Origin of the sequence: Demequina flava, from assembly GCF_000975035.1 — a bacterium.
In the GTDB taxonomy this organism is placed as follows: domain Bacteria; phylum Actinomycetota; class Actinomycetes; order Actinomycetales; family Demequinaceae; genus Demequina; species Demequina flava.
In genome coordinates, this window is sequence record NZ_BBRA01000001.1 from 1,291,697 (window position 1) to 1,303,112 (window position 11,416).

An 11,416-nucleotide genomic window follows, 5' to 3' on the forward strand; every position below is an offset into this window, starting at 1 on the left:
CGCGTCAGCCCCGGGGAGTCGGACAGACACCCCGGGGCTGACGTACGTCCGGCCGATGCGCGCGTCGCCTCCCGTATGAGGCGTCACTGTGTGGTCGGATAAGACGGCGGGACACACCTGCCGTACCAAGCCCCCGGCTTGAACCGGGGTGAGGGGAGAGGGCGCATGCCCGGAGTAGTAATCGTCGGAGCCCAGTGGGGCGACGAGGGCAAGGGGAAGGCCACTGACGTGCTCGGTTCGCGCGTCGATTATGTGGTGAAGTTCAACGGGGGCAACAACGCGGGACACACGGTCGTCATTGGCGACCAGAAGTTCGCGCTTCACCTGCTCCCCTCGGGCATTTTGACGCCGGACGTCACGCCCGTCATCGGTAACGGAGTGGTCGTCGACATCTCCGTGCTGTTCAGTGAGATTGATGCGCTGATTGAGCGCGGGGTTGACCCGTCCAAGCTGCTCATCTCCAACGCCGCGCACGTGATTGCGCCGTATGCGCGCACGCTCGACAATGTCACTGAGCGCTTCCTTGGCAAGCGCAAGATCGGCACCACCGGACGCGGCATTGGCCCGGCCTACGCCGACAAGATCAACCGTCTCGGTATCCGCATGGGCGACCTGTTTGACGAGCAGCTGTTGCGCGACAAGATCGAAGGCGCGCTCGAGCAGAAGAACCACATGCTCGTGAAGGTCTACAACCGCCGCGCCATCGAAGTGGACGAGGTTGCTGACGAGCTGCTCCAGTACCGCGACCGCCTCGAGCCCATGGTCACCGACACCTCGCTGGTGCTGAACCAGGCGCTCGACCGTGGCGAGACCGTCCTGTTCGAGGGCGGCCAGGCGACCATGCTGGACGTCGATCACGGCACCTACCCGTTCGTCACGTCCTCCAACGCGACCGCCGGCGGTGCTTCGACGGGTTCTGGCGTGGGTCCTACGCGCATCGACTCCGTCATTGGCATCGTCAAGGCCTACACGACCCGTGTGGGCGAAGGCCCCATGCCGACCGAGCTGTTCGACGAGGACGGTGTCAAGCTGCAGACCATCGGCGGTGAGTTCGGTGTCACCACCGGGCGCACGCGTCGTTGTGGCTGGTACGACGCCGTGATTGCCCGCTACGCCTCGCGCATCAACGGGCTGACGGACCTCGTGCTCACCAAGCTCGACGTGCTGACCGGCTGGGAGTCCATCCCTGTCTGTGTCGCATACGACGTGGACGGTGTCCGCTACGACGAGCTTCCGCAGGACCAGGCCGACTTTGCCGCTGCGAAGCCCATCTGGGAGAACTTCCCCGGGTGGACCGAGGACATCTCCGGATGCCGCAGCTTCGACGAGTTGCCCGCCAACGCGCAGAACTACGTCAAGGCTCTTGAGTCGATGTCGGGTTGCCGCATCAGCTCCATCGGTGTGGGCCCTGACCGCGAGCAGACCATCGAGGTCCACGACCTCATCCACGCTCGCTAAGTCGTCACGCAAGCCGCCCCCTTCCCCTGGCCGTACATACACGGCGGGGATCGGGGCGGTTTTTGCGTCTGGCCGTACTTTTCCGTCGAAGGTCGCGGAACGTTCTACCTCGGCCCGTAACTAGAACAGGGCTGTGACATCGTCGATCCATGTCGTGACGACGGTAATCGCCCGTGGGTTTAGGCGGTACAGGCGCTCGCGTCCGTCGCGTCCCATGGAGACCAGGCCCGCTTTCTTGAGCACATTGAGATGGTGTGACCCGCGAGCGAGTGAGATCCCAAACGCTTCGGCTACCGCGAGGGCGAGGTGCGTCGCGGTGGCATCGTCCACTTCTTCGAGCAGTTCCAGAATGAATCTGCGCGCGGGATGCGTCAGCGCGGTCAGAACTTCGTCGAGAAGGGCGTCCTGCGCAATGTGCTCGAGGGCTGGCGTCGCGGCCCGCCCGGAGTGCATACGACGGCTGCGCGGCATGAGTGACCTCGTTTCGTTCATTCTCGGAATTCCGAGAATGAACGAAACGAGCACCGGCCTCCCGCGGAGGCGAGAACGTGTGGAGAAGGCATCCGGCGCAGCAACCTGTGGAACCCGGTTGTGAGTGGCTCGCTAGACTCGCACGCGTGAAGGTACTCATAGTCGGCTCCGGAGCCCGCGAGCACGCGATCGCCCGCTCCCTCCACCTCGACCCCGCTGTCACGGAACTGCATGCAGTCCCGGGCAACCCGGGCATCGGCCAGATTGCGCAGCTCCACACCGCGGATCAGAACGATGGCGCGTCTGTGGCCTCGCTCGCAACGAACCTGCGGGCTGACCTCGTCATCGTGGGGCCCGAGGCGCCGCTGGTAGCCGGTGTCGCCGACGCCGTGCGCGAAGTGGGCATCCCGTGCTTTGGGCCCACCGCCGAGGCCGCGATGCTGGAAGGGTCCAAGGCGTTCGCGAAGGACGTGATGGCCGCCGCAAAGGTGCCGACCGCCGAGCCGCGCGTGTGCACCACCCGTGACGAGCTCGATGCCGCGCTTGCCGAGTTTGGCGCCCCGTACGTCGTGAAGGATGACGGTCTCGCCGCGGGTAAGGGCGTCGTGGTCACCGAGGTGCTCGACGAGGCCACCGCGCACGGTCAGGCCATTTTGGACGCTGACGGCACCATCGTGATCGAGGAGTTCCTCGATGGACCTGAGGTGTCGCTGTTCTGCATCTGCGACGGCGCGACGGTGGTCCCGCTACAGCCGGCGCAGGACTTTAAGCGCGCGTACGACGGCGACGAAGGCCTCAACACGGGCGGCATGGGCGCGTACACACCGCTGCCATGGGCTCCGATCGACTTGGTGGATGAGGTCGTCACGCACGTTGCCCAGCCCACGGTCGACGAGATGGCCCGCCGCGGCACGCCATTCCAGGGGGTCTTGTACTGCGGGCTCGCGCTGACCAGCAAGGGTCTGCGAGTTGTTGAATTCAACGCGCGCTTTGGTGACCCCGAGACGCAGTCAGTCCTGGCCCGGCTCGAGACTCCGCTTGCTGGGGTCCTGCTGGCTGCTGCCGAGGGGCGACTGCACGAGATCGACCCCCTCGTGTGGAGCGAGGACGCTTTCGTGACAGTGGTGCTCGCGTCGCACGGGTACCCCGAGTCCGCGCGCAAGGGTGACCCGATCACGGGCGCCGATGACGCGGATGGTATCGACGGCGCGCACGTGCTTCATGCCGGAACGGCGATCGACGAAAACGGCGAGTTGGTTGCCGCGGGCGGTCGCGTGCTGTCGGTCATTGGTCGTGGCGAGACGTTGGCCGATGCTCGGGCGCTTGCGTACGAGGCGCTCGGCAAGATTGACCTGCCGGGCTCGCACCACCGCAGCGACATCGCGCTCAAGGCCGCCGATGGCGAAGCGAATGCACGGGAGGCGCTCGCCTGATGCCCGGCCACGTCATTCCGCCCACCGCGCCCGAACTCGAGGGCTGGCGGCACATCTACTCGGGCAAGATTCGTGACCTCTACGAGCCGGTGGATCCGCATCCTCGCGGGGACGTCGTGCTTGTTGTCGCGTCCGACCGCATCAGCGCGTACGACTGGGTTCTTCCCACGGAGATCCCCGGCAAGGGGGGCGTTCTGACGGGCCTCAGCATGTGGTGGTTTGACCGTGTGGTCGACATCGTCGACAACCACACCGTGGAAGCACCCGTGCCCGCCGAGGTCGAGGGCCGCGCAATGGTGTGCCAGCGCCTCACGATGTTCCCTGTGGAGTGCGTGGCGCGCGGCTATCTGACCGGTTCGGGGCTGGCCGAGTACCGCGAGTCCGGCACCGTGTGCGGCATCCAACTGCCCCCGGGACTGGAAGACGGGTCCCGTCTACCCGAACCCATCTTCACCCCCGCAACCAAAGCCGAGGTTGGCGAGCACGACGAGAACGTGAGTTTTGAGGCTGTGGTGGCCAGCATCGGCCGGGAAGACGCTGAAGAGCTACGACGCCTGACCCTCGCCGTCTACGAGCGTGCCCACGAGATCGCCGCGGCGAAGGGCATCATCCTCGCGGACACAAAGTTTGAGTTTGGCCGCGACGGCGACGGTCGCATCGTGTTGGGTGACGAGGTCCTGACGCCTGACTCGAGCCGCTTCTGGCCAGCAGACACGTGGGAGCCGGGCAAGGCCCAGCCCAGCTTCGACAAGCAGTTTGTGCGCGACTGGCTCACGTCTGAGGAGTCCGGCTGGGACAAGAAGTCTGACTCCCCGCCACCGGCTCTACCCGCAGAGGTCGTGGACCGCACGCGCCAGCGCTACCTTGAGGCCTACGACAGGCTCGCCAAGCACTAGCCGTGCGTTAGCCCCCGTAGTGGCCAACGTCGGGGTGGCCATGAGGTGCGTCCACGTCGACGCGCTTTCCGCCCACTGTTGGCACGCCCCAACCGAACTTGATGGATGCCAGCCGGATGGCGAGGATCACCACGATCGGCACCCAAAACGCCACGGTGCGCGGTACGTCAAACCAGATCAGCACGCCATAGACGGCTGCGCCAGCGAGCGCGGCGGTCGCATAGAACTGGCCATTGCGCAGGACGTCAGGGACGTCGTTGGCGAGCATGTCGCGGATGATGCCGCCGCCCACGCCGGTCAGGACGCCCATTGTGGCGGCAATGAGCAGCGGAGCACCTGCGTCGATCCCGACACCAGTGCCGACGACCACGAAAACGGAAAGTCCAAGAGCATCGGATGCCTGCACAATGCGGAAGCGACCCAGACGGTCGGGCTGATGCCAGCGGGCAAGGAGCGCTACCGCGAGGCCGGTGACAGCACCGACGATCAGGAAGCTGGGGCTTTCAATCCAGAACACGGGGACGTCGAGGATGACGTCGCGGACCGTGCCGCCGCCGATCGCGACCATGCACGCGAGCACAACGGCGCCCACCAGGTCCATGCGCTTGCGCCCTGCCGCGACTGCACCGGAGATCGCGAACGCCACGGTCCCGATGTACTCCAGGACCGTGCGGAGCGTACCCAGTGCGGAGTCAATGATCTCCGGCGTGGTGGCGAGGTCGAGCAAGGCAGGCACAACTGTGACCGATCTGTGTGGGGGAGGGCAGACCCATGGTAGTCAGCGCGCAGGGCTGGCGAGTACTTGCTAGGTTGACGGTGCTGATATTTCCCCGTCAGCGCTGGTGCAGGCGGGGCCGCTGAGGAACCGTGAAGGACGAACGCCATGACCCGTCTCCGTATGCCCGTCGTGCTGGTCGCCGCTCTTGCGGCGGTGGCCCTGTCTGGATGTTCTCTCTTTGCCGCCGACGAGCCTGACTTCGACATGGCCGCAGGCGAGTGCGTGGTGGATGAGTCCATCACCTCGGACACCCAGACCGAGATCGGCGAACTCCCAGTCGTCGACTGCTCCGAACCCCACCACGGCGAGGTGTACTACGCCGAGGTCATTGACGCCACGATATATCCCGACAACATCGCGACCACGGTCGAGGAAGCGTGCTTGGAGAACTTCGCCGACTACGTGGGTGTCGAGTACGCCGAGTCGCGCTATTACATCTCCCTCATCTACCCATCGGAGACCACGTGGGACGAGGGAGACCGGCAGACGGCCTGCCTCATCACGGGCGATACGGACGAGGAACTGACGAGCTCCGTCGAAGGCTCGGGGGAGTAGTCGCCTACCGGTAGACTTCGGCGCATGGCCACGATCGTCGTTCACGTCATGCCCAAGCCCGAGATCCTTGACCCTCAGGGCAAGGCAGTCGGCAATGCACTTCCCCGACTCGGATTTGAGGGCTTCGCGTCCGTCCGTCAGGGCAAGCGCTTCGAGCTCACGGTGGACGGCGACGTCACCGAGGAGACTCTCGCCAAGGCGCGTGAGGCAGCGGAGACGATGCTGTCGAACCCCGTCATCGAGGATGTCGTGGCCGTGGAGGTCGTTGACTGATGGCACGCATCGGTGTGGTGACCTTTCCGGGCACCCTTGACGACCGCGATGCGGCCCGCGCGGTGCGCCTTGCTGGCGGCGAGCCCGTCAACCTGTTCCACACCGACCACAACCTGCAGAACGTCGACGCGGTCGTGCTTCCTGGTGGATTCTCCTACGGCGACTACCTGCGCGCCGGCGCTATCTCGCGCTTCTCGCCCATTATGGACGAGGTCGTGGACGCCGCCAATGGTGGAATGCCGGTCCTCGGAATCTGCAACGGTTTCCAGGTCTTGACCGAGGTGCACCTGCTGCCCGGGTCCATGATCAAGAACAACGACCTGCACTTCATCTGCCGCGACCAGGTCCTGCGCGTCGAGAACACCGACACTGCCTGGACTAACGCGTACATCACCGGCGAAGAGATCACGATCCCGCTCAAGAACCAGGACGGCCAGTACGTCGCTGATGAGCGCACTCTCGACGAGCTCGAGGGAGAGGGCCGCGTGGCGTTCCGCTACGTGGGCGGCAACCCCAACGGATCGCGTCGCGACATTGCCGGCGTGACCAACGCCCGCGGCAACGTGGTGGGCCTCATGCCGCACCCCGAGCACGCGGTTGAGCCAGGTTTTGGCCCGGACTCCCGTGAAGGCGGCCGTACGGGCACCGACGGCCTGGGCTTCTTTGCTTCCGCACTGAACGCGCTGCTCGCTTCGGCCTAGTACGACCGCCCGCGAAGGGCCGATGCTGGCGTGGGTCCCGTGTGGTCCGGTGCCAAGCGGTCGCGTAGCTCGACAAACGCGTCGAAGGTGTTGCGGTTGAAGGCTGCGCCCAGCTGGTTGGGGATCGTGACGAGCACGGTGTCGGCACTCATGACGGCCTCGTCGTCGCGTAGTTCGGCTTCGATCTTGTCGAGGTCGCCCACGTAGGTCTTGCCGAATGTCGCGGTGAAATTGTCGATCTGGCCCACCTGGTCGCGGTTGGCGCCCATCTCGTCGCGCGCGAGCGTGGTGCCGAAGTAGGTGCGGGTGGCGTCGTCGAAAATCGGCATGATCGAGCGGGACACGGAGACGCGGGGTGTGCCCTCGTGGCCCGCGTCGGCCCACGCCGTCCGGTAGGCGTCGATCTGACGCTGCTGCACAACGCCGAGCGGCTCGCCGGAGCCACCCTCAACGAGCGTCGAGGACATCAGATGCATTCCAAGTGAGCCGACTCGCTTTGCAGACTCCTCGCCACCCGCGCCGTACCAAATCCGGTCACTAAGACCTGGGGACTGGGGCTGGATGGGGAGCTTCTCGCCGGCCCGCACGTGCGCACGCGCGCCCGGTGCGGCGATCCCGGCGCCAGAGATTGCCTCGCGGAAGCGGGCGATGCGCTCCGCAGAATCCTCGGCCGGCGACATGCCAACGGGGAGCGGGTATCCGAACTCTCCCGGGCCGTCGGCTGCGGGCTCCGGTGACCCACGGCTCACGCCGAGCTGGAGCCGACCATCTGCGATCAGATCTGCGGTCGCGGCAGCTTCCGCCATGTACAGCGGGTTCTCGTAGCGCATGTTGATGACGCCCGTGCCGAGTTCGACGCGGCTTGTGCGAGCGCCCATCGCGGCTAGTAGCGGGAATGGCGACGAGGTGTTTTGCTCAAAGTGGTGAATGCGGATCCAGGCGCCGTCCATTCCGGCGTCCTCGGCCGCCTCCGCCAGGGCGATGGTGTCGTGCATGAGGTCGCTCGCGGTGCGCACATTCGAGCCGGGAGCGCCGGAGAACCAGCCAAAGGACAGGAAGCCGATGTTGAGCATGCTGTGAGAACGCTCAGGCCGCACCCACGATTCCTGATCTAGCCGGACTGTCTGCTCGGGAGCGTCAGGATCTCCGCACCGTCGTCCGTGATCGCGATTGTGTGCTCGGTGTGGGCGGTCCGGCAGCCGGTCTCGCTACGTAGGGTCCACCCGTCATCCGGGTCGGTAATGAGTTGGTTCGTATCCGCCATCACCCATGGCTCTAGCGCGAGCATGAGGCCGGGCTGGAGCTTGTAGCCGCGCCCCGGCCGCCCGTTGTTCGGGACGTGCGGGTCCTGGTGCATGGTGGTGCCGATTCCGTGCCCGCCAAACTCCATGTTGATCGCGTACCCAGCGGCTGTGAGCACCGCGCCTATCGCGTGGGAGAGGTCGCCGATGCGAGCACCGGGCTTGGCGGTGGCGATTCCCGCCGCGAGGGCGCGCTCCGTGGTGTCGATCATTCGTTGGTCTTCCGGTGAGCCGGCTTGCCCGACCACAAAGCTGATGGCCGCGTCCGCCGCAATGCCCCGGAGCTTGACCGCGAGATCAAGAGTGAGCAGGTCGCCGTCGGCCAGTCGGTAGTCGCGCGGCATCCCGTGGAGGACTCCATCGTTGACGGCTGTGCAGATGTAATGACCGAAAGGCCCCTGGCCAAATGCCGGCGCGTAGTCGACGTAGCAAGACTCGGCGCCGGCGCTGAGGATCATGTCCTTGGCCCACTGGTTGATGTCGAGCAGGTTGGTGCCTACGCGCGCTCGGCCGCGCAGTGTGTCAAGGATGTCCCCAACGAGGCGGCCCGTACGCCGGGCTTGATCAACCTCGGAAGTGCTCAGAATCTCAATCATTCCAATAACTATACCGGTCATGTAATACCGGTACTAGAATGCTGTCATGGTCAGACTCCCACTTACCGCTGAAGAGATTGAGCGTGGCCAGCGCCTAGGTGCCTTGTTGCGGCAGGCCCGCGCTGAACGCTCCATCCTTGAGGTCGCGCTCGACGCCGGAGTGTCGCCAGAGACGCTACGCAAGATCGAGACTGGTCGCGTGGCCACGCCAGCCTTTTCGACTATCGCTGCGGTCGCGGCGGTGCTCGGTCTTTCCCTCGACGATGTGTGGGCGCAGGTCGCGATACCTATTCGCGAGCCCATGGCCGTGAGTTCCTGACCCCAGCGACGGTGCCCCGGACCGGTGTCATGCGCCAGGATGGAGGGCATGACCGACGCCGCTCAGCAGCCTGACCCCCGCACGGGACGCCGCTCGCCCGAGGAGCTCGATGAGTTCCAGCTCGCGGAGACGCGTCCCGACTTTCGCGTCGACATTGAGCGCATCCGCTTCTCGCCGTACTTCTCGCGGCTGTCTGCAGTCACGCAGGTCATCTCGCAAACCGGCGCCGGGCTCGCGGTGCATAACCGCCTCACGCACTCGGTCAAGGTTGCCGCGGTGGCGCGCGCGATCGCGATGCACCTTCATCGCGATGAGGGGCCCGTCGGGCAATTAGTCGGCGAGCTCGGTGGCTGCGACCCCGTGGTGGTGCAGGCCGCCGCCAGCGCGCACGATGTTGGCCACCCTCCTTTCGGGCACCTCGGCGAGCGTGCGCTGGACCGCCTGGCCCGTGACCGCTTTCGGCTTCGCGAGGGCTTCGAGGGCAATGCCCAGACCTTCCGCATCCTCACCCGCCTCGACGAACACGACACCGCAGGGGTGGGCCTCAACCTCACTCGTGGCGTGCGCGCGGCCGTGCTGAAGTATCCGTGGTTGCGCGGCGAGGGTGGCGACCGTCGCGGTGCGGCCAGCGACAAGTTCTCGATGTACGTGGTCGATGTGGACGATGCTCGGGATGCCTTGACCGCTTATCCCAAGATCGAGGCGGGTCAGCAAACGCTCGAGTGCTCCGTGATGGACATCGCTGACGACATCGCCTATTCGCTGCACGACCTCGACGACTTCTACCGCGCAGGGCTCCTCAACCAGGCGACCATCGCGGGAGAGTTCCGCGAGTGGCGCCGGGACCTGGCGGAATTGCGCGAGCTCGACGAGGCGACGCTCAGGGACACGGCGCGCTCGCCCGGCCACTCGCTCGAACTGCTCTGGCGACGGCTGGAAGACCGCGATCCCTGGATCGCCAACGCGGATGCCTTTGACGCCGCCGTCGAGCGCGTCACCGAGGAGGTTGTCGAGGGCCTGCTGACCGTGCCCTTCGACGGTTCCCTCGCCGCCGACCGCTCGCTCGCCCGCTTCACGACCGACTGGATCCGCCACCTGCAGTCCTCGGTCGAGGTGCACCGGGACCCCGCACACCGCTCGGGTCACGTGTCGCTTAACCAGCGCGCCTGGCACGAGGTCGCCGTCCTCAAGTTCCTCCACGAGCGATTCATCCTGGACCGCCCCGATCTCGCCGTCTACCAGCGGGGACAGGCCAGCCTGATCGAGCGCTTGGTCGATGGCTTCGCCGCGTGGCTCGACGACGATCACGACGCCCGGCGTGCGCCGCGAAGGCTCATCGATCTCGTCGACATGGCCACCGAGGACTACATGCGGATCCTGCACGAGGAGCCGCAACTCCTGCCCACCGTGGACGAGGTGGAACTGCGCCGTCGCGCAGCCGGCCGCGGCATCATCGACTACGTGGCCGCCCTCACCGACGCCCAGGCCACCCATCTCGACGCCATGCTTGCCGGCCGCACCGAACGCTTGTGGGACGCGGGGCAGGGACTGTAGCCAGCATCGGCCCGCTCCAATCCCCGATACTGGTGACGTGCACGACATCACCATTCGCCACAGCCTCGCCGCCGAAGACGCAGTCCTCGCGCTGTGGACCGAGCAGGAGCGCGACCTCGGGATTCGCTACGACGACCCTGAACTGACGCTCGAGAGCGAGTTTCCGACCGGCACCGGCGTGTGGGTCGCCGAGAACGGCAGCGGTGAGGCTCTCGGGGCCATTGCCGCACGCTGGGGGACGCGCTCTGAACTGTGCCCCGGTGACCTGGAGCTCAAGCGCCTGTGGGTGGCGCCCGGCGCTCGTGGCACGGGACTTGCGAAGGCGCTGATGCGCGCCGCGGAGGATGACGGCCGGCGGCTCGGTGCCACCCGCCTCGTGCTCGAAACCGGACTCAAGCAACCCGAGGCGATCGGGCTGTACGAGCACCTGGGCTACCACCGCATCGTCCCGTATGGCGACTACGCCGACCATCCCGACACCGTCTGCATGGCGCTTGATCTACCTTCGCGAGTACTCGTGATCAACGGCACCATGGGCGCGGGCAAGTCGACCGCGGCCGCTGCCGTCCACGAGATTCTGAGCGAGCGCGGGGCACGAGCGTCGTGGATCGACGCGGACGCCTTGTGCCAGGTCTCGCCGTCACTCGCCGACGATCCCTTCAACCAGCGCCTGCTATTCGACGCGCTCGCGGGTGCCGCGCCTGCCTACAGGGACCACGGCATCGGGCTAATGGTGATTGCGCGGGTGGTGGAGGACCCCGCGGATCGCGAGCGCTACGCCACGATCTTTGGGAAGGCCGATGCTGGCCTTGCTTCCGTCTCCATCGTGCGTGTGAGCGCGGGGGAGGCGGAGCGGATGGCTCGGTTGAGTGTGCGGGAGCCCGAGGGCCCGTGGCGCGAGTTTGCGTATGCGCGGACGGTTGAGTTGGAGGAGTCTTTGCTCAGGCTTGATCTGGACGATGCCGTTGTTGCGACCGATGGCGCCGACCGGCTCGAGGTGGCCGCGAGGGTGTTGGATGCCGCTGGGTGGTGAGGTGGCCGTCGAAAGGTGACGGCCAGGGACGTTTGGGCGCCGAAATCC

General features: G+C 66.1%; 13 protein-coding genes. 9 read left to right on the forward strand and 4 right to left on the reverse strand.

Annotation, left to right across the window (positions count from 1 at the left end; translation table 11 throughout):
• The first annotated feature begins 165 nt into the window (after nt 1-165).
• The gene (locus AOP74_RS05995) at nt 166-1,458 is read left to right on the forward strand and encodes an adenylosuccinate synthase (RefSeq protein ID WP_061961414.1); all 1,293 of its coding nucleotides are present in this window, start codon (nt 166-168) and stop codon (nt 1,456-1,458) included.
• 120 nt (nt 1,459-1,578) lie between these two features.
• Here the strand turns inward: AOP74_RS05995 and AOP74_RS06000 are convergent, their stop codons facing one another.
• Entirely contained in the window at nt 1,579-1,929 is a 351-nt protein-coding gene (locus AOP74_RS06000; protein WP_160297462.1) for an ArsR/SmtB family transcription factor, read from the reverse strand.
• Nucleotides 1,930-2,075: 146 nt separating this feature from the next.
• Here AOP74_RS06000 and purD point away from each other — a divergent pair, with 146 nt between their 5' ends.
• On the forward strand, nt 2,076-3,362 hold the full coding sequence (purD, locus tag AOP74_RS06005; RefSeq protein WP_061961416.1) for a phosphoribosylamine--glycine ligase: 1,287 nt from the start codon (nt 2,076-2,078) through the stop codon (nt 3,360-3,362).
• Nucleotides 3,362-4,258, forward strand: coding sequence for a phosphoribosylaminoimidazolesuccinocarboxamide synthase (locus AOP74_RS06010; protein WP_061961417.1), 897 nt, complete (start codon nt 3,362-3,364; stop codon nt 4,256-4,258). The genes purD and AOP74_RS06010 overlap by 1 nt, the downstream gene beginning before the upstream one ends.
• 7 nt (nt 4,259-4,265) lie before the next feature.
• Here the strand turns inward: AOP74_RS06010 and AOP74_RS06015 are convergent, their stop codons facing one another.
• Entirely contained in the window at nt 4,266-4,985 is a 720-nt protein-coding gene (locus AOP74_RS06015) for a trimeric intracellular cation channel family protein (protein ID WP_061961418.1), read from the reverse strand.
• Between the two features lie 156 nt (nt 4,986-5,141).
• Between AOP74_RS06015 and AOP74_RS06020 the strand changes: the two genes are divergently transcribed.
• From AOP74_RS06020 to purQ, 3 genes are read left to right on the forward strand one after another with little or no spacing between them, the layout of a single operon-like run.
• Complete coding sequence (locus tag AOP74_RS06020; RefSeq protein ID WP_061961419.1) at nt 5,142-5,591, forward strand: septum formation family protein; 450 nt, start codon at nt 5,142-5,144, stop codon at nt 5,589-5,591.
• Between the two features lie 24 nt (nt 5,592-5,615).
• Nucleotides 5,616-5,864: a phosphoribosylformylglycinamidine synthase subunit PurS gene (purS, locus tag AOP74_RS06025; RefSeq protein WP_061961420.1), complete on the forward strand. Its 249-nt coding sequence runs from the start codon at nt 5,616-5,618 to the stop codon at nt 5,862-5,864.
• Nucleotides 5,864-6,565: a phosphoribosylformylglycinamidine synthase subunit PurQ gene (gene purQ / locus AOP74_RS06030; RefSeq protein WP_061961421.1), complete on the forward strand. Its 702-nt coding sequence runs from the start codon at nt 5,864-5,866 to the stop codon at nt 6,563-6,565. The genes purS and purQ overlap by 1 nt, the downstream gene beginning before the upstream one ends.
• Here the strand turns inward: purQ and AOP74_RS06035 are convergent.
• Together AOP74_RS06035 and map are read right to left on the reverse strand one after the other, a co-directional pair.
• On the reverse strand, nt 6,562-7,662 hold the full coding sequence (locus AOP74_RS06035) for an LLM class flavin-dependent oxidoreductase (RefSeq protein WP_236683731.1): 1,101 nt from the start codon (nt 7,660-7,662) through the stop codon (nt 6,562-6,564). The genes purQ and AOP74_RS06035 overlap by 4 nt on opposite strands.
• A gap of 14 nt (nt 7,663-7,676) precedes the next feature.
• On the reverse strand, nt 7,677-8,462 hold the full coding sequence (gene map, locus AOP74_RS06040; protein WP_061961422.1) for a type I methionyl aminopeptidase: 786 nt from the start codon (nt 8,460-8,462) through the stop codon (nt 7,677-7,679).
• A 46-nt stretch (nt 8,463-8,508) separates the two neighbouring features.
• Between map and AOP74_RS06045 the strand changes: the two genes are divergently transcribed.
• The 3 genes from AOP74_RS06045 to AOP74_RS06055 are packed head-to-tail and all read left to right on the forward strand — an operon-like array spanning nt 8,509 to nt 11,368.
• Entirely contained in the window at nt 8,509-8,781 is a 273-nt protein-coding gene (locus AOP74_RS06045; protein ID WP_061961423.1) for a helix-turn-helix transcriptional regulator, read from the forward strand.
• A 48-nt stretch (nt 8,782-8,829) separates the two neighbouring features.
• Nucleotides 8,830-10,335, forward strand: a complete 1,506-nt coding sequence (locus AOP74_RS06050) for a deoxyguanosinetriphosphate triphosphohydrolase family protein (RefSeq protein WP_061961424.1) — start codon at nt 8,830-8,832, stop codon at nt 10,333-10,335.
• A 37-nt stretch (nt 10,336-10,372) separates the two neighbouring features.
• Entirely contained in the window at nt 10,373-11,368 is a 996-nt protein-coding gene (locus AOP74_RS06055) for a GNAT family N-acetyltransferase (protein ID WP_061961425.1), read from the forward strand.
• The last annotated feature ends 48 nt before the right edge of the window (nt 11,369-11,416 follow it).

Coding starts and splice junctions, on each gene's coding strand:
- AOP74_RS05995 (WP_061961414.1), top strand. CDS start 166: ATGCCCGGAGTAGTAATCGTCGGAGCCCAGTGGGGCGACGAGGGCAAG.
- AOP74_RS06000 (WP_160297462.1), bottom strand. CDS start 1,929: ATGCCGCGCAGCCGTCGTATGCACTCCGGGCGGGCCGCGACGCCAGCC.
- AOP74_RS06010 (WP_061961417.1), top strand. CDS start 3,362: ATGCCCGGCCACGTCATTCCGCCCACCGCGCCCGAACTCGAGGGCTGG.
- AOP74_RS06020 (WP_061961419.1), top strand. CDS start 5,142: ATGACCCGTCTCCGTATGCCCGTCGTGCTGGTCGCCGCTCTTGCGGCG.
- purS (WP_061961420.1), top strand. CDS start 5,616: ATGGCCACGATCGTCGTTCACGTCATGCCCAAGCCCGAGATCCTTGAC.
- purQ (WP_061961421.1), top strand. CDS start 5,864: ATGGCACGCATCGGTGTGGTGACCTTTCCGGGCACCCTTGACGACCGC.
- map (WP_061961422.1), bottom strand. CDS start 8,462: ATGATTGAGATTCTGAGCACTTCCGAGGTTGATCAAGCCCGGCGTACG.
- AOP74_RS06045 (WP_061961423.1), top strand. CDS start 8,509: ATGGTCAGACTCCCACTTACCGCTGAAGAGATTGAGCGTGGCCAGCGC.
- AOP74_RS06050 (WP_061961424.1), top strand. CDS start 8,830: ATGACCGACGCCGCTCAGCAGCCTGACCCCCGCACGGGACGCCGCTCG.